The sequence below is a fragment of the uncultured Psychrobacter sp. genome, assembly GCF_947500265.1.
In the GTDB taxonomy this organism is placed as follows: domain Bacteria; phylum Pseudomonadota; class Gammaproteobacteria; order Pseudomonadales; family Moraxellaceae; genus Psychrobacter.
In genome coordinates, this window is the sequence record NZ_CANMRN010000003.1 from 360,544 (window position 1) to 384,002 (window position 23,459).

Consider the following 23,459-nt stretch of genomic DNA (forward strand, 5'->3'; position numbering starts at 1 on the left):
ATCTGCTTTATTGACCTAAAGATAAAATATTTACCTTAACAAGAAGCCCCAGCATATTGCCGGGGCTTTTTGTTGGTGCTAACTGACTGTCTAACTAACCAACTATCGATACATCTAACTGCCTTATAAACCTACTTGGCAAAATTTAATTATTTGATATCGAATCTGTCCATAACTGTCTGCCATATACGCGCACTCACATCATCCGTACTGCCTGATGCATCAATACGCTGTATGCGCTCAGGATACTCGCTCGCAAGCTGACTAAAACCAGTATGCACCCAAGTAAAAAACTCGGTAGCCTGCTGCTCAAAACGATCTGCCGCACTGCGCTTATTGGCACGTTTCATGCCCTCTGCTACTGGCAAATCCAACCACAATGTCAGTTCAGGAAGCTGCGTCACAAATTGTTTGATAAGCATATCGATTTTGCCGCGTACCAACTCGTCACCATACGCACGTCCAAACCCCTGATACGCGATAGTAGAATCGGTAAACCTATCACATATTACCCAAGTACCATTTTGAAGCGCTGGTAGAATAACCTGCTGCACATGATCACAGCGCGCCGCAAACAATAGCAGCAGCTCAGTATCGTCTTCGATATCAGTCGCTGGGTCCAATAATATGTCACGCAATTGTTCGGCAAATGGGCTACCACCCGGCTCACGAGTACGCAGATACGAGATGCCATTAGCTTCTAAGCGCAAACACAACTGTTCAATCGCGGTGGTTTTTCCTACGCCTTCGGTCCCTTCAAAACTAATAAAGCGGCCTAACGTAGGTGCCGTTTCTGTATTTGAAGCACTTGATTCAGGTAGATTCGATGATGGTATACTGTCACGTGATGGTATTGCGCTGGTGTGCATAGATACTGACATGATATGACCTTATGTCATTGATGAGCGCTACCTCTACTTTGTAGCACTCAATAAACGATAAGTTTTTTAAGAGGATTAAGAAGGAATATTACTGCGGCGGCGTTTGAGATTTTTTCTCACGCATGACACTGAGATAGTCTTTTACCGCTTGATTGTGTTCAGCCAAGCTATTGGTAAATTTGTGCCCACCATTTCCCGTTGCCACAAAATACAATGCTTCACTATCGGCAGGATGTAAGGTCGCTTCGATAGAGGCCGCTGATGGTAGCGCAATTGGCGTTGGCGGTAAACCATCAATTTGGTAGGTGTTGTAAGACGTTTTTTCATTGATGTCTTTGCGGCGGATATTGCCATCATAACGACTGCCCATACCATAGATGATGGTCGGGTCCGTCTGCATACGCATGTTTTTATTCAAGCGGTTTCTAAATACGGCAGAGACTAAAGGACGTTCATCCGCAACGCTGGTCTCTTTTTCGATAATAGACGCCATGACTAGCGCTTCATAAGGACTCTTATAAGGCAGATTCGGCGCACGATTTTCCCACGCATCAGTCAGTACCTGCTGCTGACGCTTATACAAGTCAGACAATACTTTTTTATCGCTGGTTCCTTCACCATAATAATAGGTATCAGGCGCGAACCAACCTTCAAGATTGTAGTTAACAATCGGGTCACTGCTATTAGCCACACTGTCTGGCAATACACCTGTCAAATCCAATGCTTGGGCAATACTCGCATTATCACTATCTACAGTCAGTACTTCTTTTTCAATTTTATCATTATCACGCAGCACTTGGTAAAGGTCTTTAGATGTCTTACCTTCGATAATCTGTACCTTGACCATAGCCGCTTTTGCGCCTTGACCTAGTATTTGTAGCGCCTCAGCGATAGTCGGGTTTTCGGGTAGTTGATACGTACCAGCATGCAACGGCGCATCGACTTGTGACTTGATATATAGCTTAGCCACGCCTGCCGAAAACAGCGGAATCTGCTGCTGCCACTGCGGTAGTAGACCGTAATACGTCTGACCTGGCTCAATCGTGACCATTTGCTGCGGCTGCTCGATACGACCAAACAACGTCTGATAAACCATGACTAAGAAAAATGCAGCAATAAGCCCTAGCACTAGCAGCACTTGATAGCCACGTTGCATAAAAAACGATGGGTTATTGACTTTATATTGACGCGGTTTACTGTTGCCGCTGATGAGCGAGACGTTGGTTGCTGGCGTTGCTGATGTGTCTTCCACCTCATCTACCACTGGTTGCGCGTCCGGCAGCGTGGTATCGACACGCTCCTCGACTGTGCCATCTTGCTTGTTTGACGGCGACTCATTGGGACGTTCAGGTAGTATATTGGGTGTAGGCTTGCTCATGGCAACTCGCGAGGCAGATGTTTGCTAGAATTTAGCACTGAACCGTGCGATTTTCAATGGTATTTGCTTAGCTTATGAATTATCTTGCTATTGATAGCAGTTTATATGGCTTAATACTTAGGTGTTTTTTTCAGTATTCTCAGCTTATCTATTAATAATGAAAATATCTTATGAACCTACATTTTAACCAAAGTCTTGCTAAAAACTATCACTCTGAACCTCAAAAAGTTCGTGTACTCAGCGAAGCATGGGTAAAAGAAAATAGTTACTGCACCAATTGTAGCGCTCAATCGCTAGCTGAGTTTGCTAATAACAAACCTGTCGCTGATTTTTATTGCGAAAATTGTAATGAGCAATATGAGCTAAAAAGTAAAAAAGCCAAATTAAGCAATGTTGTCAATGATGGCGCTTATAAGACGATGATTGAGCGTATCAATAGTAAGGACAATCCCAGCTTTTTCTTTTTAACCTACTCAAAAGAATACACCGTCAATAATTTTCTGATTATTCCCAAGCATTTCTTTACGCCCGATATTATTGTTAAGCGTAAACCCTTATCAGTGACGGCAAAACGAGCAGGTTGGGTTGGTTGCAATATTGACTTACGCCAAGTACCCGAATCAGGCAAAGTATTTTTGGTCAAAAACCAACAAGTTATACCGCGTGAAAATGTCACCCAACAGTTCCAAAAGACTTTGTTTTTACGCAAGCAATCTATGGCTTCACGCGGTTGGACACTCGATGTCTGGCAATGTATCGACCGTCTCGATGTCAGGTTTTCTCTCAATCAAGTTTATGCTTTTGCTGATGAGTTGCAGCTCAAACATCCTGAAAACAAGCACGTAAAAGATAAAATTCGCCAACAATTACAAGTATTACGAGATAAAGGCATCATTGAATTTGTAAGCCGTGGTCATTATCGAAAGCTATACTAAGAACACTTATCATCCCATAATGGTAAACCTTTGGCAGCAACCAAACGACCGTAAAACTTATGAGGAGGGTAATCTAGCTCAAGCTCATCATTTACTTTGAAAAAGTGTTTCACATTGCCATCGAGACAGGTATAAGCTCGATTTTTTACCTGTTTATTCCAGCTGATTAACAGCCCTAACGGAGTGCGAGAAGCTTTAGTAAAGGCTTGTCTTTCGATTGTGATTGCACACATCACAGTATCTTCATGAAACTGCTTATCTAAACCTTGTTCAATGACTTCTTGACGGGTATGCGCATACTTAAACACACTCCCAAATGCTGTGTATTTTTTATCTTTCTTAGAATAAACAATACTAAATGCTATCTGTGAATAACAAGGTAAGTGAATTATTTCATCAGGGTTTCTTTTCGCTGCACAGCAAACTTTATTAAATATCATCAATCTACGAACTTGTAGTGGAATTCGTTGATCTTCATATGTAGTACGCATTTATTATCCCCTGTTAAATAGTATTGGATAGAATGCAATCATTGATCGATTAACATCAGTACGCAATACTCATTAACAAAAGACGATCAATTATGAAGAACGTTATTGGAGATATGCATCACTCAATAGACTTCTTGCGAAAGTACCAGTGCATTAACTTCGATTGACGGAGCCTCAAAGGCGAGTGGTGATTTATGTAAGAAGGCTGATACGTCATATAAACACAGTATCAAGATCATAATATTACAGCCGCTAAAATTTATTAGCAGCTATAATTATAAGTAGTAACTTAATTATGAGTTTCGTATAACATAGTAATTATTTCGAATTATAACAGACGCCTTTCATTATAACGTTCAGGTCTAGGTTCGCCTTGATTGTCACGGTATACATCTGCAATTAACTCATCTCTATCATCCCATAGTGGCAGACGAGCTGTCGCAACTAGACGGTCATGAAACTTATGCGGTGGGTAATCCGAATCAATTTCATCATTTATCCGAAAAAAAACTTCTTCACGATAGTCAACATAAGCATGCATTCTATTCTTTACATATTTATTCCAATACCACACTAATTGTATAGGTGTACTAGCTGGGCGAGTAAACTGCTTTAGATTAACAGTCAGCGCACACTTTACTGGCTCGTCGTTAGGAAAAATGCGAATACGTTGCTCAATAACTTCTTCGGGTGTTTGTGCATACTCAAACACACCACCAAAGGCTATAAATTTCTTGAAATCCTTTAGATACATAACTCCGAGTGATAACTGAGTAAATTTTGATAAATGAATAATTTCATCAGGTTCTTTCTTCGCTAATTTACAGATTTCATCAAAAACCATCAAACGACGGATTTGTAGCGGGATACTTTCATCTTCATAAACTTCGTACATTGGCTTATCTCCTTATTAGATAAGCAGCATTGATCGATTTGCTTTAAGACACAAGACCACGTAACAAAAGACGATCACTTCTTTTGAGGGCTTTTGCTAATCTACTTGGTATAAATGACTGAAGCGATATATGAGAATCGAGTGTGAGTATAATAAGAAAAGATAAAAAGGCAGCACAAACCTTTCAAGTTGAAATTGTCGAAACATTAAGTACTATCGTGGATGTTGTCGCAGAAGATGAGCAAAGTGCGCTTTTGAAAGCGCAAGAGATGTATAGAAATGAGCAAGTGGTTTTATATCCAGATGATTTTATTGATACCAAATTTATTGTTTTTCAATAACAACTAAACGGATTCAAAATCCACAACATCACCTGACAACAACGTCAGACTGCTCATTGGCATGATACCGCGCAGTGCATTGCAAAAGAATAACTGCGTTAATTTAGGCAAATCTTCATCTTGTAGCGACCTGATTATGACTGGATATTGCGTCGTTGATAGTGCATCTATAATTACTTGACGCATGACGCCAGCGACGCCTGATTGAGCCATAGAAGGGGTGTACCACTGGCCAGTGGTTAGGTAGTTTTCATTATCTTTATGAATACTAGAGGTAGTTTTGGATTCTGATAGCGACTCTTCTGCCAATTGGTAGAAAACATTACTTATCGTACCCTCAACCCACTGCCCACTCATATCGCGTAGCAGACCTTCACCAAGTGTTGAAGCAAGCTTTGATGCCAATGGCTCAGATTTTATACGTTGTAGCTCACCACTAGCGAGGACATTGTCTAAACGATTAAGGCTCTTGAGACCTGCCAGCGATGGCGGTAAGCAAGCAATCTGAGAAGCCAAACATATTGCCGAGGCATTAGGTTGGATAGGTATTAAGTTTCCATCAGGTAAAGACAATTGCAGTGCAGTAGAAACTCGCATTGCGGTAGCCTTTAGCCATATCTCACAGTCGCTACCATTTACATTAGGTGTATAGCCATAACCGCGCACATCCTGCGCAGCGCGAGTAATTATTAGCTTTAGCATGCCCTGCTCTAACTGCTGGGCATACAGTTGCAGTACGGCTAATAGCTCTTCGCTATTTATGTTTAGCTGCAAGGCTTCAGCATGAGAGACAAGCCGCTGATAATGATAATCTGACCATAGTATCAACCCATCGATAACACCCATGGTAGTAAAGAAGCCATCAGCGTATGCCAGCCCGCGATTATCTAAAGACATCGTTACCGTTTGGCTGGTCGACCTATTATCTTCAGTCAAACTACTGTCTTGAGGGTACAGACAAACCCAACCGTTTGGCACTGACGTCGTATCGGTCATGATTTAGCTATTGTCTGTTTGAGCAGCGGCTTTATTGATAACTAGCATGCAACTGTAGAACTCACATTTTGCTAGCTCTATCTTTTGTCCACCGACAATTCTATTCTTGATGATTTGGCTATTGAGCATATCAGCAACCATTTTACCGCCATCATCACCCATCAATTGACGTGATAGCTGATAGGCTTTTTTGGCGTGGTTTTGGCTCAGCTCTTTTTCTTTGTCTGTGTCAGTAGGATTGGCATAGTACCAGCCAAGCTCTAGATATTTTTCAGAATCGATGATATCTAGATAAGGCGCGTCCGTTTTCATAAAGCGATATTTTGCCGCTGGATTACTGGCATAGTCTAGGCTGTTTTCATCCGTGCTCATCACTTCGCCAAACACCGATTTTATACTATCTAACTCGTCCACCGCGAGCGACTCAACCTTATCCGTACCCCATGCTGCGACATCATATCTCACTGGCGTGCCTTGCTGAGCAGTGGCGCCATCTAGGTCAGGATTGTTTGCGCTGTCCTGTACTGGCTCATTCGTTGTTGCCTGCTCAGTGGTCTCAGCATCTGGATTTGGAGCATCTTCTTTGGTGCTGTCACAGCCACTGAGCGTCACACCAACTGCCATTATCATACCGACTAGAAGGGTCTGTAGGTTAGGATTCCACATGGATAATTTACTCACACTTTTAGATTGATCTCGAAATAGTATTAACGAGCTGGCAGGAACGCCGCTGATAACGAATAGTTTTCAATAAAGAGCATATTTCACAAATATTATAATCTAGCAGTCATTACAGCATATTGATATAGGTTTCCATATTTTATAGTTTACCCAACTGCTCAGCACTTGACTACCTTTTACGTTACGCGGAGCACTCCCCGAGAGTACAGATTTGTTAAATATATAACGTACCAAAACGACCTTCTCTTTAGTAGAAAGTAGAAAACTGCTTGCGCGTGTTTTGCGTATGTTTGCCTCAATGTCACAATTTATTTTCAAAAGCGATAAGGTAGCTTCTGACTAACAATGTCACTTCCTAATCATTGATTGGTAATGGCCTCTTGGTTTGTCAATCATAGCGTTATCCCTTATGATGATTGAGCGCCACTTATTACTTCTTTGATAGTATTTTTATTCTCTAGCCAGCGGACTACTTATGACCCAACACTTTATCGTTATTGGCAATCCAATCGCCCATAGTAAATCTCCTGAGATTCATGAGCAGTTTGCTATCCAAGCAGGGATTGATATTAGCTATCAGCGTCAGTACTGCCCTGATGATGCCGCCAGTTTTACAGCTGTCGTTGAGGCGTTTTTTTGCGGTGGCGGTGTGGGCGCTAACGTGACAGTTCCTTTTAAACAAGTTGCTTATGATTGCTGTGCGGCGCGTGGTGGCTTATCAGAACATGCCAAGACGGCAGGCGCGGTCAATACATTACTGTTGAACAAAGCACTATTAGAAAGTGGCGTACCAACCACGGAAGCACTCTATGGTGATAACACGGATGGACAAGGACTTATCAATCACATTATGAGTATGGGCTGGCAGCTGACCGATGCTCGTGTGGCGCTAATAGGTGCAGGCGGTGCAGCGCGTGGCGTAATATTGCCATTATTTGAAGCAAGTATTGGCTCTCTCATGATTGCCAATCGCACCGTGTCTAAGGCAGCTGATTTGGTAAATGAGCTCAGTGCGGCCAGCTCAGTGATTGATGACCAACATATTGAGGTTTGTGCCACCAATGAACTAAGTGGCTCTTTTGACATTATTATTAATGCCACTTCTATCGGTCTATCAGGCGATACGTTGCCGCTGGCTGATACTCTAAACTGTCAGTACGCTTACGACATGATGTATGGTCGTCCGCTACCGTTTTTGCAGCACTTTGCCGCTCGTGGCGCACAGACCTCAGAAGGCTACGGTATGCTTATCGGTCAAGCCGCTTTAAGTTTTGAGCGTTGGACTGGGCATACTATCGATGTCGCACAAGCGACAACAGCGCTAAATAAAGACAGTTAATCAAAACAAAGCATTGTAGAGCTATGACTATTAACTAAAACGTAGTAACAACCAATTTTCAAAACGGCGTAGCGGTACACGCAATCGCGTAGAGTGTATCGCTAGACCACCACTCAATCCAATCACACAGCCGAGCACCGTATCAATCATACGCGCTTGGATAACGTCCCCAGCGACTGGAGGCACTGACATCGTACTACCATACTCGGCGATAAATATCGTCAGCGGCGTGATAAATATCACCGCCAGTCCATAATGCCGATCGACAAACGATTCAATCAAAAACATCATACACAGTATCCCGATAGCGATGCCCCATCCTGATAGTCCCCAAGACAGCATCCAACCTGCCACGCCCATGCCAGCCAACGTACCCAATAATCGATGCAACTGTTTGATCCACATGGTTCGTAGCTGCATACCTTGGATGATAATAAAGCAGCTCATCGCTACCCAATATGGATAAGGCAGCTCTAACAGAACGGCAACGACCAACGCCAAACTAACAAAACTTACCACGATAAGACTATCGCTAATCATATCAGGCTGATAATCATAAACAGGTATAGAAGCAACAGGACGCGTCGCCAATAAGAACAAACTATAGAGTAGCGCTAGCAACATCGAGGAGCCACTACCCAATATCACAAGCCCTATCGCTGAGAGCACTTGATCAATCGGCACGGGGATAAATAGCGCAATCGCACCCGCCATCAACACAAACAATCCTGCTGGTGGTGGTTGCCGATAGTAACGACCTAACATCACTACGCTAATACCAATCAGCATAAACACAGGTAGCCGAAGTACTGGTAATAGCTGCGCGATCAGACCCAGTGCAAAGCTAAGTATCATCGCAAACCCCCAAGCCATAACTGTCACTAGCCGATGTGGTAGCCCTCCTGCAAATGGTAGGTTTAAAATAATCATCGAGCCTAGCGATGCTTTGATACCTGAAGACAAGTCACCAAAATAAGCCCCTACAAACACCGGAAAGCTAATCGCAATCGCCGCGATGATGGGCATATGCCATGGTCGCTGACTGCGATTGACTGTGAGTAAATGATTCAGCTCACCATCGATTAACCACTTGATACGAGTTAATAGTGCGCTTAACCAAGAGGCTCGCTGTTGCTTTTTTGAGGTACTCATAAATGGCTTTTCCTATTTGATAAGTCCATTTTCCTTTGAATTTAGATGAGTCTACATAGCCCTTTATAGAATAATTTCAAGCGAAGATACAATTTACCTATACAAACTAAAATGAATTAATAACATAATTAATCATGAATAATAGTTATTAGTTGTATATTTGTCGCTGTTTAAGATTTATAATCATATCAACGCCATAACAGCTGTCCGTCACTAAAGACGTTCTAATAACTAACACACTGGAAAGCTGTCCACTAATAACTCACTTGATGACTAATATAACGTCTAGCTCATCTAAAATAAGTAAATATCGCTTACATAAGTTGTGACTCAAATATTGCGCCATAAGTCTATGATAGCGAACTAACCAAAGAGAGCGATTATGTTAACTTACAAAGCCCCCTTACGTGATATCAAATTTTTGATTAATGATGTATTTGACTATCAGACACATTATAAAAGCTTAGACAACGGCGAAAACGCTGATCCTGAAACTGTAGACATGATTCTACAAGGTATGGCTGACTTTGCTGAAAATGTCATTGCCCCGCTCTATCAATCAGGTGGTGAAGAAGGTTGTCATTTTGAAGATGGCGTCGTGACCACGCCAAAAGGCTTCAAAGAGGCTTATGACCAGTTTGTAGAAGGCGGCTGGCAAGGTATCTCATATCCTGAAGAATTCGGTGGTATGAATCTGCCAACGTCAATCAACCTTATCAAAGCTGAGATGATCGGTACTGCTAACTGGTCATGGTCAATGTATCCTGGTCTATCAACAGGTTGTATCAACACGCTGCTTCAGTACGGTACTGACGAGCAAAAAGCACTGTATTTACCTAAACTGGTCGAAGGCTCATGGGCAGGTACCATGTGTCTGACTGAGCCACAGTGTGGTACGGATTTGGGTCAAGTTAAATCAAAAGCCATTCCACAAGATGACGGTACCTACAAAATCAGCGGTACCAAAATCTTTATCTCAAGCGGTGAGCATGACTTAACAGATAACATCGTCCATATCGTCCTAGCACGCCTACCAAATGCACCAGAAGGCACGCGCGGTATCTCACTATTTATCGTACCAAAATTCACCCCGAATGCTGAAGGTGAAGCTGGCGAGCGCAATGCCGTTGTTTGTGGTTCAATTGAGCACAAAATGGGCATCAGCGCATCTTCGACGTGTGTATTGAACTTTGATGGCGCAGTCGGCTACCTAATCGGCGAACCGCATAAAGGCCTAAAAGCTATGTTCACTTTTATGAACACGGCTCGTATCGGTACTGGTATCCAAGGTCTGGCGCATACTGAATTGTCTTTCCAAAACGCCTTGCCATATGCCAAAGAACGCCGTTCTATGCGTACGCTATCTGGTACTAAAGATCCTGAAAAGGTAGCTGATGCTATTATCCATCATGCCGACGTACGCCGTATGCTACTGACGCAAAAAGCCTTTGCTGAAGGCGGTCGCTCAATGATTTATCATTCAGCACGTTATGCAGATAAAATGGCACAAGGTATCGTCAATGGCGATGATGAAGAATTCGAAAAGTGGGACGACAAATTGGGCTTCTATACGCCAATTCTAAAAGGCTTCTTAACTGAGCTAGGTATCGAAGCTGCTAAGCATGGTCAGCAAGTCTATGGTGGTCACGGCTACATCAAAGAATGGGGCATGGAGCAAATCGCTCGTGATGCTCGTATCGCAACGATGTACGAAGGCACCACTGGCGTACAAGCACTTGATCTACTAGGTCGTAAGGTTATCTTACAGTCTAAAGGTAAGATTATCCGTGACTACACGTCAAGCATCATGAAATGGTGTGGCGAGTACGCACTCGATAAAGAAATGCGTAAATTCGTTTGGGCACTGACCAAACTATGTGCTGAGTGGAACACCTTGACTGTTCGCTTGATGCTGATGGCACGTAAAGATCGTGAAATCATCTCAGCAGCGTCAGAGGATTTCCTAATGTACTCAGGCTACGTAATGATGGGTTATCATTGGGCTCGTATGGCAGCAGTAGCTTATGAAAAGCTAGAAAATGGCGGCACAGAAGCACCAGAATTCTACAAAGCAAAAATTCAGACTGCTGAATTCTACTTTGATAAGTTGCTACCACGCACGTCTGGTCACGCAGAAGCGATGGTTGCTCCAAGCGAAAGCATGACATCAATGGAAATCAATCACTTTGCTTTCTTAGATTAAAATTGACTAAAACCGCATCTATAATCAATAAAAAAGCGCCTATCATTTAGGCGCTTTTTTGTGCTTAACTGAAAACATGCTTATTTAGAATCCACAGCAACTAGCAGATTTAGGAGCAAGCTATGCCAATACCCTATTACAAAGCTGCCGCGTTAGCCACACGCTGTATGCAAACATTGGTAATTAGCACTGTACTAGCAAGTATGTCTGCAAATAGTGCGACTGCTAAAAATAGCGATACCCCTATTCATTTTACAGAAGGTGCTATTAGTAGCGTCGTCACTGGTAAATTAAATCACAATGACAATGAACGCTGGTATCGTTTTGACGCTACACGCGGACAGTATGCCATGATAAATATTACCCCACTTGCGGGAACATCTGAGACTGCCAATGTCGGCGTATTACATATGCCGAACGGTATACAAGATGGCGGTAAAGGCGGTATCGTCTATCAAGGCTGCTTACCTGCGACGGGCACATATCGATTGCGTATCGCCCGCAATCTTATGGCTACCGAAGGCAAAATTGCGGGCTACAAGGTTGAAGTAATAATAATACCAACGTATGCCAGTCAGTCTTTATGCAAATGATTGTAATCATTTAACTTTGGCAACTTTAGCCTACGAGCAGTCGCTTTTTTAAACAAACAGTTTTTGAGAAGGTGATTTTTAAAATACAGTTTTCGAAAAGGCAAGTACTGTTAACTACCAAGCATTTTCTTATGATACACCGCACTTATCTCTTCAACTTCTACACATATCTGCAATGCTGCACGCCCTGACTGCTCTGCGCCTATTTTTTCCTCGATAGTAGCAACCAACAGCTCAGCCAACTGGTCACGAGTGGCCATATCACGTCCGCTCATCAGCTTTAGATGAGCATAAATAAATCCATTTGTTTGCTCATCGTCTTCAACACCTACTAGAAATGACTTAATAGGTACAATGCGTGCTTTTATATCAGTAGGCAGCTTGAACTGACCACTATCCCACAATGCTTTGTTTAGCGATTTGAGCAATGATTCTTCGTGAGCGATACTGACGTTGGGTGTCACTTGAATGGTTAAATGTGGCATGAGCATGTCCTTAAATGTAGATAAAAATTAATAGATAAGCTGGCGTATAAGTCTACGCCTTATCGCTATGGTCAATCTACAACAATCTTGCGCCAAAATATCTTCAATACAAGCGAACTCGGTGTAAATTAGGCATGAATACACTTAGCAAAACTATCGGCACGGCCATTTTGTAATAGGCAGATTATAGCTACCGTAGAATCTTTTATTCATCAGTAATAGCGTCAAAGCAAGCATCAAGCGTTGTGGCTAATTGTGCAGGCGGCAATTCAATCTCTAGACCGCGGCGGCCACCGCTCACATAGACAGTGACTTGATCTTGAGCTGTGCTATCTATCACGGTTTTTAGTCGCTTCTTTTGACCCAGTGGACTGACGCCACCCAACACATAGCCTGTACTTCGTTCTACTTGTTTTGGGTCGGCCATCTGCACTTTTTTGCAGGATAGCAATTTGTTAGAAGATAGCGCCTTAGCCATTTTTTTAAAATTAAGTGTTTTATCGACTGGCAATATCGCCACAGCGAGCACACCAGTATCGGTAATCACTACTAAAGTTTTGAACACCTGTGTCACCGCTACGCCTAGCTTTTCTGCGGCTTCTAAGCCAAACGATGCAGCATTACTGTCGTGAGTATATTCGTGTACTTGGTAATCAAGGTTACGTTTTTTGGCAAGATCAATAGCTGGAGTCATAGGTTCTAAGCTTAATAAAATGAAATTGAAAAGTAGACGCTATATTTATGAGTCATCGGTGATAAAAATATATTATTACCCTAAATATATGAACTTTCAAATGTTTGAGCATTTTGTATAATTTGTCACTCACTACAGCGTAACCAAACCGTATTAATATTGGTAGTATATACAGACACTATATATCGCTTTGGTGGCTTTTATGGCATCATAAGCGCAACATATTTGACTATTTTTGATACTGATTATGATACCGAAGTTCCTAAAAAAACGGATTTTTAAAGCGCCGGTCTCGACTGACCGTACGTCTGAAACTGACACTGCTGAAACTGATGGCAATGCAATCGCTACGAAGCCTTATTCTAATGCACCGATCAATCAGCTGTATCGTAAGCTGTCAGGTCAGATGCTCGATATCGCCGTAAAACCTAAGCTATTAGGCGAGCTACCTGAGTTCGACAATGATGATCAGACGCTACGGTTTTATGTACTGCAGGACTACTCTCGTTCCAACAGTATTCTGATTGATTTGCAGACGCAAGAGCACAACTTACCGCCAGCACTGGTTGGAGTAAATGATGCCGCCCATAATATTAAAGAAAATGCGGCAATCATATTTTTGAATCACCCAAGTGCTAAAGACAGCCAATTGTCTCCTCGCCTTTCTCGCTTAGTATCTGCTGTATTGCAATACCCCGAGCTAAAGGTACGTCTAGTGCCCGTATCGATTCTGTGGGGACGCGCACCTGAAAAGGAAGATTCGCTATTTAAGCTGCTAACTGCTGACAACTGGCAAGATCCTAGTATCACTAAACAATTATTTAATATCGGGGTGATGGGCCGCGATACTTTTGTACAGTTTCATCCACCGCAAGACTTACGTACCATTATCAATGATAATCTCAAAGGCGACGTGGAAGGACCTGCTACCTTTGACTCAGTTGCTACAGATGCCCTTAAAGCAAGTTTAACAGCGACGGATTCACTCGATATAGAGTCAACGGCCACTAACAGTGATGCCGCAACTGACGCTGAGCAAACACCAAGCTATGCGCTAGTCGCATCAGCTGATAGTAATCGTGAACTGGTTCGTATGTTGCAGCAGCAATTGTCAATTTATTTAGATAAACAGCGCGCTAGCATGCTCGGCCCAGATCTATCAGATAGACGCAACTTGGTAGACAAACTGGTGTACTCACCAGCGATTAAGCATGCGATCGAAATGGAAGCGGCCGAAAAAGGAACTAGCGTTCGAGAAGCTCGTAGTCAGGCCAGAGGCTATGCTAATGAGATGGTCAATGACTACTCTCATTCTATCATCCGTGGTTTTTACAAGTTTTTGACATGGTTGTGGACGCAGTTATATGACGGCGTAGAAGTTCATCACTTCGAGAGAGTACGTGACCTTGCGACCGATTACGAACTGATCTATGTGCCTTGTCATCGCAGCCATGTCGACTATCTATTACTGTCTTATGTCATCTACAAACGTGGTCTGAGTATCCCTTATGTCGCAGCAGGTGATAACTTAGATGTGCCTGTATTAGGTCCACTATTACGCGGTGCAGTTGCTTTTTATATTCGTCGTAGCTTCCGTGGTAACGCGCTATATACCGCTGTACTGCGCGAATATATGCATACCCTGATCACGCGCAACACTCCGATTGAATACTTTATTGAAGGGGGTCGCTCACGTTCAGGTCGCCTGCTACCGCCAAAAATGGGCATGCTGGCGATGACTGTGCATAGCCAATTACGCCAAACCAATAAGCCTGTGGTATTTATTCCAACTTATATTGGTTACGAGCGCATTATGGAAGGCGGCACGTATGTCGGTGAGCTAAAGGGTAAGCCAAAAGAGTCAGAGTCTTTGATCGGACTACTCAAAGTTGGCCGTAAAATCGAACGTATCTTCGGCAATGTGCACTTGAGCTTTGGTACACCGTTGCACCTTAGCGACTTTATGACAAAATTCGATGTGCCAGCCAATAGCTTGCCATCTGATCGTACTGACTCGCCGCTTGATGAAAAAACCAGCGCCATGGTTGATAACATCGGTGTAAAAGTTATGCAGCATATCAATAAAGCTGCGGTCGTCACCCCTGTCTCGCTGTTGTCATTGGTTCTACTCTCGGCACCGAAAGCTGCATTGGATGAAAACATCTGCCGTGAGCAAATTGCTTTGTATCAAGGTCTGGCTCAGCAGCTGGTCTACTCGGATGATACAGTTATCACTGATATGACGCCGCAGCAAATCATTGATTATGGTATTAAGCTAAAACTTATTGAGCGTACACCGCACATCTTGGGTGATATCATTCAGGTCGCAGGTAAGCAAGCAGCATTACTCAGCTACTTCCGTAACAACATCTTGCATGTCTTTATTTTGCTGTCATTCCTGTCTGCACTAGTCGCACGCAACGGGCGTATCAAACGCAGCCGTCTCGATAGTATCGCTGAGCAGCTATATCCGTTTTTACAAAGTGAGCTGTTCTTGTATTATCCAGCACATGGCTTAGCTGATACGCTCAATAAGAAAGTTGATAATCTGCTGTCTCATGGGCTCATCGTTGACCTAGGTGATGATACGCTTAGCGTTCCTGAGTCTAATAGCAAGCACTATCAGCAGCTACAAGTGCTGGCAACTCCAGTTGGCCAAAGCCTTGAGCGTTACTTTATGACGCTTGCTCTACTTGCTCAGCAAGGCTCTGGTAATTTGACTGAAAACGAAGTTGTTGACCTGTGTCATCTGCTTGGGCAGCGTTTGTCTGTGCTTTATGCAGATGATATTCCTGACTTCTTTGATCGCGCCTTGTTTACCAGCTTCATCAGTGCGTTGACTCGTCTTGACTATCTACAAAAAGATGATGAAACAGGCATATTGACTTTCGATCATCGTATTAATGATATCGCTCATCATGCTAAGTACGTACTAACGCCTGATATGATGCAAATCTTGCAACAAGTCGCTAGTTTGGACGAAGAAGAAATCACTCACGCTATTACTGAGATTAGTAATAAAAAGCAGCGTAAGTTTGGGCGTAAGCGTTAGGATAAAATGTATGAAAAGCAGTGCATCATACCAATGCGCTGCTTTTGTACTTATAACGAGACAATATCCTCATGAATATCTAAATTAGGAATAGATATATTAAAATCAGTGTCATTACTACCAAAGGTAACAGTATATCTATCATTCAAAATACATAGCTTCGCCTTTATCTTAAAATCATATTCACTATTTTTTAATTGTTCTTGAATTCGACTCTCTATATCTCTTAAGAGCTTCTCTGTTGCTATTTGAAAATAAGTAGCCTTTACGTTATATCCTGATAGAGAACGTCCACCACCCATCGGAGAATATACTGTTCCATCTTTGACTTTGATAAGTATATTCAAACCATTTTCGTTAAGGTTTTTTATTTCTTGTTCGCTATAACTATCACCATCCATTCCTTCTGTTTTATAGTCCTTTACTATATAAGGCCAATTATTATGTATAATTTCAACAATCTCTTGTTTTGCCCAGTCACCATGTTTAAAGATACCGATAGCATAAAAAACATGTTCTCTTACTACTGCAAACACTAGTGGATTACCTTGTTTAACAAATTCATCATCCATATTTTCACCCAGATGAAAGTGATGCACACCCCAGTTATCAAGCATAGTGTCTTTACTTCTCACTTTTCTTACTCTTTTACTTAAATGTGCATTTAAAAGATTACCAGACTCAATATGCCCTTTTAGAAACTGCCATCCTTCCTTTAACTCTCTAGGACATTTGAACTCTTTTGACACGTTTACCGTTCTATGTTTTTCCTCAATAGTTCTATTTTTTACATTAAAATACAGAATAGGTATATTCTTTTCTTCAATATTAGATAGGTTATATCCACTTTTTTCTAAATCTTCTTTCAATATATCTTTCCAATCTTGAAATAAATCTATTTCTAATTTCATATTAATTCCTGATAATGGTTCAAGTTAATCTTAAATTATCCACACTTCAGTATACTTAATTAAACAACCTACTTATGTATAGCCAGTAAAAATATAATACTAATAAACTTTTAAGCTAAACAAAAAAAAGACCGCTAACGATTAGCGGTCTTTTTTTGGATTGGACTATATTAAACAACCGTATTAGTTGGTAATTTTCTTGTACTTGGCACGTTTAGGACTGGCATCATCACCCATCGTCTTTTTACGATACGCTTCAAACTCAGTATAGTTACCGTCGAACCAGACTGGGCCTTCTTCTTCGAACGCCAAGATATGAGTCGCGATACGATCAAGGAACCAGCGATCATGCGATACGACCATTACTGTACCTGGGAATACTTGAATCGCATCCTCTAGTGCACGTAAGGTTTCGATATCCAAATCGTTTGATGGTTCATCGAGGAGCAATACGTTGGCGCCTTGCTTTAGCGTTTTCGCTAACTGCAAACGGTTACGCTCACCACCTGATAATTGACCAACGTGCTTTTGCTGATCTGAACCTTTGAAGTTAAAACGTCCGATATAGGCACGGCTTGGCGTGGTGTAGTCGCCAACGGTAATGATATCAAGGCCGTCAGAGACTTCTTCCCATACAGTTTTGTTATCATCTAGATGATCACGTACCTGACCAACATAGGCAACTTTAACACTTTCACCCAAATCGACTGAACCAGTATCTGGCGTATCGCGCTCAGTAATCATGTTAAACAGTGTGGTTTTACCCGCACCATTTGGACCGATAATACCAACGATACCACCAGCTGGTACGTTAAAGCTTAGGTTTTCATACAGCAGACGATCGCCAAATGATTTAGAGATGTCATTGATCTCAATAACCTTGTTACCCAAACGTGGACCAGGTGGAATATAAATCTCAGAAGTCTCATTACGTTTTTGGAACTCAGTTGAGTTCAATTCTTCAAAACGCTGTACACGAGATTTAGACTTAGCCTGTTGGCCTTTTTGGTTTTTGCGAATCCACTCAAGCTCTTTTTTCAGCGCTTTAGCAAATGATTCTTCTTGCTTGTTCTGCTGCTCTAGACGCGTGTTCTTTTGCTCTAGCCACTCAGTATAGTTGCCTTCATACGGATAGCCATGGCCACGGTCAAGCTCCAATATCCATTGAGCAACATTGTCCAAGAAATAGCGATCATGGGTAATGGCAACGATAGTACCACTGTAGTTCTGCAAGAACTGCTCTAGCCATGCAACAGACTCGGCGTCCAAATGGTTGGTCGGTTCGTCAAGTAATAGCATGTCAGGGCGCGACAATAGTAGACGACATAGTGCCACACGGCGTTTCTCACCACCTGACAGTTTGCTAACGTCCGCATCCCATGGTGGCAGACGGAGCGCGTCGGCTGCCTTTTCTAGCTGGTTATTTAAGTTGTGCGCATCCCAAGACTGGATGATATCTTCCATCTTGCCTTGCTCTTCAGCAAGCTTATCAAAATCAGCATCAGGCTCTGCGTATTCAGCATAGATAGCATCTAGACGTGCTAGCGCATCTAGTGCTTCGCGCATACCGTCTTCGACATTACCACGAACGTCTTTGCTATCATCTAGCTGTGGTTCCTGTGGCAGATAGCCAACTTTGGTACCTGCTTGCGCGCGTGCTTCACCACTAAACTCAGTATCCACGCCTGCCATGATACGTAGCAAGGTTGATTTACCTGAACCGTTGATACCCAAAACACCAATTTTGGCACCAGGGAAAAACGATAGGTTGATATTTTTTAGGATTTCACGCTTAGGGGGAACAAGTTTTGACACGTTGTTCATCGTGTAAATATATTGAGCCATTAACACTCCGATAGACTGCATAGAAGAGAACAGCAAATGCAACTCAGCGATGATGCCAAGCGTGCCGTACCTCAAAATCAGGGTTACAAATTATAGGTCATTATCGCATTGTGGCGCATACCCTGCAAGCTGACAGGTTGTTTTACCAGTTGTTTTACTGTTTTTGACAGCAGGCTATGCCTTTTGGCTATAAAACTCGCTTTAAAAAGCAACTCGAGGAGTCTTATCTTAATGAACTAACTTAACATTTTGATTCATTAGCGTTTTATAAAGACCACAAAAAATAGCATCAAAACTTTCGCAAATTTAATCAATAGCCGTTAGCATGTTAGTGTGGCTTAACAAGTTCGAGTAGGTCTGTTTGATATTTAATTATCAAAATGATTGATTATCTGACTTTGTGTTCGTCTCAACATCTACTTTATAGCAATCATACAGGTACTGATAATATGGCCAACGGCTATCGCCCTGAAATTATTCAACGTGCGTTTGTCGATTTTATCGGAGCGCGCTTATATCCGTTTTGGTCATTGACGACGCCTAAGTTGCGCCTGATGGCACGCTATACATTAAGTGATGATTTAATAGCACTTCGATTTGAGACTAACAGAGCCTTTAAACAGCAGACTTCTGAGATGATGGGTGGTTGGCAAGGCGGTCAGTATCTTGATTTTCGCGTTTGTATCGATGGAGTTTATCACCAGCGTAGCTACTCGATAGTGGGTTTGGCGCATCAACCCCTCTGGTGGCGCGACGATACTACCGAGAGCCATACGGCAGACCAACGTCATACGGTAACTATCGCGATTAAACCGCAAGGGTTGGTATCTAACTATTTAACCAAGCAAATGCCACTGGCTAGCGTCGTTGATACAAGTCTGCCACTTGGTCATTTCACTTTGGGACAAACATCCATAGTAGTGCAGGAAGGCTCAGATAATAAGCAGTCCACTCCTTTGCTATTCATCGCTGGTGGTAGCGGTATCACGCCTATGCTCGGACTTATCACTCAAGCCCTGAGTAATGGACATCAGGTGACGCTATTGCATTATAGTCGGACTGTTTCATCCAAACTACAACATCAGTGGCAACAGCTGAACGATACTCATCCAGACTTCACTTATCATCTAATCCATACTGAAGAGCCGACTACCTATTTGGCTGGCACACGATATTTAAGTGTAGAGAGCCTGCTGTCGCTAAACTTACCTCTATCAGATACGCAAATATTTGCCTGCGGTTCACAAGCGTTATTAGCTGGCTTATATAAAGCCGCCGCAGAGATAACCTTATCTACAGACAAACAGCTGCGCGATAACATCATCGTAGAGAACTTTGGTCATGCCCTAGCTAATGTTGATAACGGTAGCAATCAAACATTCGATAAAACGATACCTGTAGAAGAACACACTGTCTATTTGCGGTCACGGCAACGACAGTTTAGCAGTGACACGACCATACTGGCTGCGGCTGAAAATGCAGATGTACGACTAGCACATGGTTGCCGGCAAGGTATTTGCCAGTTGTGCCGCTGTAATAAAGTCAGCGGCGTGGTCAAAAACGTCCAGACAGGGAAAGTGAGCGGTGATGGTTACGAGTCTATTCAGACTTGCATCAATATCGCCATGACTGATGTGATACTCGATATTTAATGACTGGCTTAATAGAACAACTGGCTCAATAGAAAGCATATGCTAGACAACCTATGAGAAATAAAAGACAAACGTCAATTTATAGGCTAAAACTCAGATAACTTATCAAACCGGATGCAGTGCTGTTTATTCATGCCGTCTCGGTTAAGGATTTATTTATGCGCTTACTACCACCCGTTACTACGCCACAATCTGCCGTGCCTATCTTGACGCCACTGTCCGATGCACAGCTAGCAAAAAACGCGCCTCTGCCTTTGACTCCGAAAACGTCTTACACGCAGCTTAATGATGAACCAATCAATGATAGCGATCAGTCAGACACATCAACACGGACGCGCTACCCAACAGTAACTGATGCTCCCTTGTCAAAGCCTCAGAGTGATGCTTTAGCTGCAGAGCTTGATACCCTATATAAAAGCATTATGGACTCGCTAGGCAGTGAGGATGCACGCTACATACAGCGGATATATGCCACCGTGGTATATAGTGAAATTATCGCCCGTGGTTTACTTGCAGCGGCTGGGCGTATGCCATCGAAACGCAGTCTGGTCGCTACTTGGCTACTAGGTACGTCTTTACTTAGCTTTAGCAAAATATTGAACAACATGGAGCTGGGTCATAACGTCATGCATGGTCAATATGATTGGATGCAACACCCGCACCTTAATAGTCAAAAATTCGACTGGGATATTGTCTGCCCTGCTCCATTATGGCAACACTCTCATAATTATCTACATCATACTTTTACCAATATTGTTGGCCGTGATCATGACGTAGGCTATCACTTGATTCGAGTGACTGACGAGCAGCCTTGGACGCCAGAAGATCGCTACAATATGTTTAGTACAGCGGTACTGGCATTTGGCTTTGAATGGGCAGTAGCTTTTCACGACATCCAAATCAGTGCAGATGAATACGCTGACTCCCCTGATCTGCACAAAATCATGCAGCAAAAGTCTCGCGCGTTATTTGCCAAAATTGGACGGCAAATAGGCAAAGACTATATTGCACTGCCGTCTATAGTAGCGCTGACACTAGGTCGTCGTAGCGCCTTTAGTACGTTGAGCGGCAACATGACTGCCAACACTGTCCGTAACCTATGGACGTGGGCGGTGATTTTCTGTGGGCATTTCACTGAGCAAGCGCATATCTATACCCATCTCGATGCCAATGAAAGTAAAGGCGACTGGTATGTACGCCAAATCCTTGGCTCTAGCAATATCAAAGGCAGCAAATGGTTTCACCTTTTAACAGGTAACTTGTCCCACCAAATTGAGCATCATATATTTCCTGATATGCCAGCTGCCCACTATGCAAAGATTGCGCCGCAGGTACAGGCCATATGCCGTAAGTATGGTTTAAGCTATAACACTGGCCGCTTTGGTACGCAACTAAAGCAAGTACTCGGACGTATTTATCACTTTAGCAAACCCAGTGAAAAAGAATGGCAAGCGTATGTACAATCAACGGAAAATGCAGATAATACTGCTTATACAGATAATAGATCAGCGGCCGATTTAGAAGACAAATTACCGATAGAAAACACTAGTGGTCTCACTCGCTTTTTACCTCCAGTCGTTCGTAAGGCCATATCATATGCATGGTGAAATATTCATATTTGCAACCAGATATTGCCATGATAAGGTAGAACAGAAGACATAGATAACGTTAACAGTCGTCCTATCTACCATTACGGTAAGTGTCTAGATAATTGAGCGTCAAAACTACATACTAAACTGGCACTATTAAATTAATAAATATTTAATTCATAATAAAAATTCGATAATAAGAAATGGAGTATATTAATGAGTAACCAAACCTCTAAACCAAATCTAGACATTGTTCATAATCAAGCAGCGAACCGCTTTGAGACCTCTATCGATGGTCAGACAGGTTATATTAGCTATCAGGAAAGTGCTGACAAATTGGTCTACGATCATACTATCGTACCGCAGCAATTAGGCGGTCAAGGCGTTGGTTCAGCACTGGTTAAGCACGCATTGAATTATGCACGCGAGCAAGACAAGAAAGTGATACCACAATGCTCATTTGTCGCGTCATACATTAGCAAACATCCTGAGTATCAAGATTTAGTTTAATTGGCTACGTAGTTAGGTTCAATTACTTCGTTAACGAGACTCAGTTAAGTGATATCAGGCGAAGCAGAAAAATATGTAGATATTTATTTCGCATAGGAGACATACCCCAACACCACTTTTAATAAACCAATTCGACATAACAATAAAGGTTATTAATATGAGTAGTTTATCTGACAAACAAATCAATCTACAGCTAGAAGAGCTTGCTGGCTGGCAACGTGACGGCAATAGTATCGTCAAAACCTATCATTTTAGCGATTTTATCGAAGCTATGAGCTTTATGAATCAAGCGGCATTTCATGCTGAAGCGCTTGAGCACCATCCAGAATGGCGTAATACCTATAATATCGTGGAGGTTCGTTTAACCAACCACGATACAGGCGGTATCTCTAGTCTAGATATTCGTTTAGCCAAACGTATGGAGCATATTATTCAGCCCAAACGGTTGTAGTAGCAAGTCTATAACGTATGCCTTGATGCCGATTATCTTTGCTCTGTACAAATTACCCTAGTTGAAGCAGACAAAAAAAGACCCTCAATTGAGGGTCTTTTCTATAGTAATTATTTATAACTATAAGCCGTGTCTACATCTTACGACTGACAAAAGCAACGATAAACAAAATAACAGCGACTGCTAAGAAAATGTATGCCAAATTAGCAGACAATCCTGCGACACCGCCAAAACCTAGGAAACTCGCTAATAATGCGATTACTGCAAAAATAATAGCCCAACGAAACATAATCTTCTCCTCAAATAATGGTAAAAAACAGATATTAGAATTTATATAGCATCTATTTAACTTGTTTTTATCTAATGCTAGTTATTACTGTTTACG

22 protein-coding genes are annotated in these 23,459 nt (G+C 42.4%); 10 read left to right on the plus strand and 12 right to left on the minus strand.

Annotated elements, in window-relative coordinates:
• Positions 1 to 149 precede the first annotated feature (149 nt).
• Together tmk and mltG are read right to left on the minus strand one after the other, a co-directional pair.
• Positions 150 to 881, minus strand: a complete 732-nt coding sequence (tmk, locus tag Q0788_RS06435) for a dTMP kinase (RefSeq protein WP_298808842.1) — start codon at positions 879 to 881, stop codon at positions 150 to 152.
• A gap of 88 nt (positions 882 to 969) precedes the next feature.
• The gene (gene mltG / locus Q0788_RS06440) at positions 970 to 2,259 is read right to left on the minus strand and encodes an endolytic transglycosylase MltG (protein ID WP_298808844.1); all 1,290 of its coding nucleotides are present in this window, start codon (positions 2,257 to 2,259) and stop codon (positions 970 to 972) included.
• A 170-nt stretch (positions 2,260 to 2,429) separates the two neighbouring features.
• Here mltG and Q0788_RS06445 point away from each other — a divergent pair, with 170 nt between their 5' ends.
• Entirely contained in the window at positions 2,430 to 3,194 is a 765-nt protein-coding gene (locus Q0788_RS06445) for a DpnI domain-containing protein (protein ID WP_298808846.1), read from the plus strand.
• Here Q0788_RS06445 and Q0788_RS06450 read toward each other — a convergent pair.
• Both Q0788_RS06450 and Q0788_RS06455 read right to left on the minus strand, forming a co-directional pair.
• The gene (locus Q0788_RS06450; RefSeq protein WP_298808848.1) at positions 3,191 to 3,685 is read right to left on the minus strand and encodes a hypothetical protein; all 495 of its coding nucleotides are present in this window, start codon (positions 3,683 to 3,685) and stop codon (positions 3,191 to 3,193) included. The genes Q0788_RS06445 and Q0788_RS06450 overlap by 4 nt on opposite strands.
• A 328-nt stretch (positions 3,686 to 4,013) precedes the next feature.
• Positions 4,014 to 4,580 (minus strand): hypothetical protein, encoded by a 567-nt coding sequence (locus Q0788_RS06455; protein ID WP_201606892.1) that lies wholly within the window; start codon positions 4,578 to 4,580, stop codon positions 4,014 to 4,016.
• Positions 4,581 to 4,723: 143 nt separating this feature from the next.
• Here Q0788_RS06455 and Q0788_RS06460 point away from each other — a divergent pair, with 143 nt between their 5' ends.
• A complete protein-coding gene (locus Q0788_RS06460; RefSeq protein WP_298808852.1) occupies positions 4,724 to 4,921 on the plus strand; it encodes a DpnD/PcfM family protein in 198 nt (65 codons plus the stop codon).
• A 3-nt stretch (positions 4,922 to 4,924) separates the two neighbouring features.
• On the opposite strand, the gene Q0788_RS06465 is transcribed toward Q0788_RS06460, so the two are convergent.
• Together Q0788_RS06465 and Q0788_RS06470 are read right to left on the minus strand one after the other, a co-directional pair.
• The gene (locus Q0788_RS06465) at positions 4,925 to 5,917 is read right to left on the minus strand and encodes an aminotransferase class IV (RefSeq protein WP_298808855.1); all 993 of its coding nucleotides are present in this window, start codon (positions 5,915 to 5,917) and stop codon (positions 4,925 to 4,927) included.
• Positions 5,918 to 5,920: 3 nt separating this feature from the next.
• Entirely contained in the window at positions 5,921 to 6,583 is a 663-nt protein-coding gene (locus tag Q0788_RS06470) for a hypothetical protein (RefSeq protein ID WP_298808859.1), read from the minus strand.
• Between the two features lie 490 nt (positions 6,584 to 7,073).
• Here Q0788_RS06470 and aroE point away from each other — a divergent pair, with 490 nt between their 5' ends.
• Positions 7,074 to 7,937 (plus strand): shikimate dehydrogenase, encoded by an 864-nt coding sequence (aroE, locus tag Q0788_RS06475; RefSeq protein ID WP_298808861.1) that lies wholly within the window; start codon positions 7,074 to 7,076, stop codon positions 7,935 to 7,937.
• 30 nt (positions 7,938 to 7,967) lie between these two features.
• Here aroE and Q0788_RS06480 read toward each other — a convergent pair whose 3' ends face one another.
• Positions 7,968 to 9,089: an FUSC family protein gene (locus Q0788_RS06480; protein WP_298808864.1), complete on the minus strand. Its 1,122-nt coding sequence runs from the start codon at positions 9,087 to 9,089 to the stop codon at positions 7,968 to 7,970.
• A gap of 382 nt (positions 9,090 to 9,471) precedes the next feature.
• Here Q0788_RS06480 and Q0788_RS06485 point away from each other — a divergent pair, with 382 nt between their 5' ends.
• Both Q0788_RS06485 and Q0788_RS06490 read left to right on the plus strand, forming a co-directional pair.
• Complete coding sequence (locus Q0788_RS06485) at positions 9,472 to 11,292, plus strand: acyl-CoA dehydrogenase C-terminal domain-containing protein (protein ID WP_298808867.1); 1,821 nt, start codon at positions 9,472 to 9,474, stop codon at positions 11,290 to 11,292.
• A 122-nt stretch (positions 11,293 to 11,414) separates the two neighbouring features.
• On the plus strand, positions 11,415 to 11,885 hold the full coding sequence (locus Q0788_RS06490; RefSeq protein WP_298808869.1) for a hypothetical protein: 471 nt from the start codon (positions 11,415 to 11,417) through the stop codon (positions 11,883 to 11,885).
• A gap of 110 nt (positions 11,886 to 11,995) precedes the next feature.
• Here Q0788_RS06490 and Q0788_RS06495 read toward each other — a convergent pair whose 3' ends face one another.
• Complete coding sequence (locus Q0788_RS06495) at positions 11,996 to 12,370, minus strand: 5-carboxymethyl-2-hydroxymuconate Delta-isomerase (protein WP_298808871.1); 375 nt, start codon at positions 12,368 to 12,370, stop codon at positions 11,996 to 11,998.
• Between the two features lie 205 nt (positions 12,371 to 12,575).
• Complete coding sequence (ybaK, locus tag Q0788_RS06500; protein ID WP_298808873.1) at positions 12,576 to 13,064, minus strand: Cys-tRNA(Pro) deacylase; 489 nt, start codon at positions 13,062 to 13,064, stop codon at positions 12,576 to 12,578.
• 247 nt (positions 13,065 to 13,311) lie between these two features.
• On the opposite strand from ybaK, the gene plsB reads away from it, so the two are divergent.
• Positions 13,312 to 16,116 carry a glycerol-3-phosphate 1-O-acyltransferase PlsB gene (plsB, locus tag Q0788_RS06505; protein ID WP_298808875.1) on the plus strand — a complete coding sequence of 935 codons (2,805 nt, stop codon included), beginning with the start codon at positions 13,312 to 13,314 and terminating at the stop codon, positions 16,114 to 16,116.
• A 50-nt stretch (positions 16,117 to 16,166) separates the two neighbouring features.
• Here plsB and Q0788_RS06510 read toward each other — a convergent pair whose 3' ends face one another.
• Positions 16,167 to 17,027 carry a hypothetical protein gene (locus Q0788_RS06510; protein WP_298808877.1) on the minus strand — a complete coding sequence of 287 codons (861 nt, stop codon included), beginning with the start codon at positions 17,025 to 17,027 and terminating at the stop codon, positions 16,167 to 16,169.
• A gap of 183 nt (positions 17,028 to 17,210) precedes the next feature.
• Entirely contained in the window at positions 17,211 to 18,872 is a 1,662-nt protein-coding gene (gene ettA, locus Q0788_RS06515; RefSeq protein ID WP_057757965.1) for an energy-dependent translational throttle protein EttA, read from the minus strand.
• A gap of 449 nt (positions 18,873 to 19,321) precedes the next feature.
• Here ettA and Q0788_RS06520 point away from each other — a divergent pair, with 449 nt between their 5' ends.
• The 4 genes from Q0788_RS06520 (at position 19,322) to Q0788_RS06535 (ending at position 23,074) form a co-directional block, all read left to right on the plus strand.
• Positions 19,322 to 20,524, plus strand: coding sequence for a 2Fe-2S iron-sulfur cluster-binding protein (locus Q0788_RS06520; protein ID WP_298808880.1), 1,203 nt, complete (start codon positions 19,322 to 19,324; stop codon positions 20,522 to 20,524).
• Positions 20,525 to 20,682: 158 nt separating this feature from the next.
• Complete coding sequence (locus tag Q0788_RS06525; protein WP_298808882.1) at positions 20,683 to 22,131, plus strand: acyl-CoA desaturase; 1,449 nt, start codon at positions 20,683 to 20,685, stop codon at positions 22,129 to 22,131.
• A gap of 198 nt (positions 22,132 to 22,329) precedes the next feature.
• Entirely contained in the window at positions 22,330 to 22,623 is a 294-nt protein-coding gene (locus tag Q0788_RS06530; RefSeq protein WP_298808883.1) for a GNAT family N-acetyltransferase, read from the plus strand.
• 157 nt (positions 22,624 to 22,780) lie between these two features.
• Positions 22,781 to 23,074: a 4a-hydroxytetrahydrobiopterin dehydratase gene (locus tag Q0788_RS06535; protein WP_057757953.1), complete on the plus strand. Its 294-nt coding sequence runs from the start codon at positions 22,781 to 22,783 to the stop codon at positions 23,072 to 23,074.
• A gap of 133 nt (positions 23,075 to 23,207) precedes the next feature.
• On the opposite strand, the gene Q0788_RS06540 is transcribed toward Q0788_RS06535, so the two are convergent.
• Positions 23,208 to 23,363, minus strand: a complete 156-nt coding sequence (locus Q0788_RS06540) for a DUF1328 domain-containing protein (RefSeq protein ID WP_082624527.1) — start codon at positions 23,361 to 23,363, stop codon at positions 23,208 to 23,210.
• Positions 23,364 to 23,459 lie beyond the last annotated feature (96 nt).

Bases quoted from the DNA above. Each gene is read 5' to 3' on its own strand.
- tmk (WP_298808842.1), bottom strand. From the start codon at position 881: ATGTCAGTATCTATGCACACCAGCGCAATACCATCACGTGACAGTATA.
- mltG (WP_298808844.1), bottom strand. From the start codon at position 2,259: ATGAGCAAGCCTACACCCAATATACTACCTGAACGTCCCAATGAGTCG.
- Q0788_RS06445 (WP_298808846.1), top strand. From the start codon at position 2,430: ATGAACCTACATTTTAACCAAAGTCTTGCTAAAAACTATCACTCTGAA.
- Q0788_RS06450 (WP_298808848.1), bottom strand. From the start codon at position 3,685: ATGCGTACTACATATGAAGATCAACGAATTCCACTACAAGTTCGTAGA.
- Q0788_RS06455 (WP_201606892.1), bottom strand. From the start codon at position 4,580: ATGTACGAAGTTTATGAAGATGAAAGTATCCCGCTACAAATCCGTCGT.
- Q0788_RS06465 (WP_298808855.1), bottom strand. From the start codon at position 5,917: ATGACCGATACGACGTCAGTGCCAAACGGTTGGGTTTGTCTGTACCCT.
- Q0788_RS06470 (WP_298808859.1), bottom strand. From the start codon at position 6,583: ATGTGGAATCCTAACCTACAGACCCTTCTAGTCGGTATGATAATGGCA.
- aroE (WP_298808861.1), top strand. From the start codon at position 7,074: ATGACCCAACACTTTATCGTTATTGGCAATCCAATCGCCCATAGTAAA.
- Q0788_RS06480 (WP_298808864.1), bottom strand. From the start codon at position 9,089: ATGAGTACCTCAAAAAAGCAACAGCGAGCCTCTTGGTTAAGCGCACTA.
- Q0788_RS06485 (WP_298808867.1), top strand. From the start codon at position 9,472: ATGTTAACTTACAAAGCCCCCTTACGTGATATCAAATTTTTGATTAAT.
- Q0788_RS06490 (WP_298808869.1), top strand. From the start codon at position 11,415: ATGCCAATACCCTATTACAAAGCTGCCGCGTTAGCCACACGCTGTATG.
- Q0788_RS06495 (WP_298808871.1), bottom strand. From the start codon at position 12,370: ATGCCACATTTAACCATTCAAGTGACACCCAACGTCAGTATCGCTCAC.
- ybaK (WP_298808873.1), bottom strand. From the start codon at position 13,064: ATGACTCCAGCTATTGATCTTGCCAAAAAACGTAACCTTGATTACCAA.
- plsB (WP_298808875.1), top strand. From the start codon at position 13,312: ATGATACCGAAGTTCCTAAAAAAACGGATTTTTAAAGCGCCGGTCTCG.
- Q0788_RS06510 (WP_298808877.1), bottom strand. From the start codon at position 17,027: ATGAAATTAGAAATAGATTTATTTCAAGATTGGAAAGATATATTGAAA.
- ettA (WP_057757965.1), bottom strand. From the start codon at position 18,872: ATGGCTCAATATATTTACACGATGAACAACGTGTCAAAACTTGTTCCC.
- Q0788_RS06520 (WP_298808880.1), top strand. From the start codon at position 19,322: ATGGCCAACGGCTATCGCCCTGAAATTATTCAACGTGCGTTTGTCGAT.
- Q0788_RS06525 (WP_298808882.1), top strand. From the start codon at position 20,683: ATGCGCTTACTACCACCCGTTACTACGCCACAATCTGCCGTGCCTATC.
- Q0788_RS06530 (WP_298808883.1), top strand. From the start codon at position 22,330: ATGAGTAACCAAACCTCTAAACCAAATCTAGACATTGTTCATAATCAA.
- Q0788_RS06535 (WP_057757953.1), top strand. From the start codon at position 22,781: ATGAGTAGTTTATCTGACAAACAAATCAATCTACAGCTAGAAGAGCTT.
- Q0788_RS06540 (WP_082624527.1), bottom strand. From the start codon at position 23,363: ATGTTTCGTTGGGCTATTATTTTTGCAGTAATCGCATTATTAGCGAGT.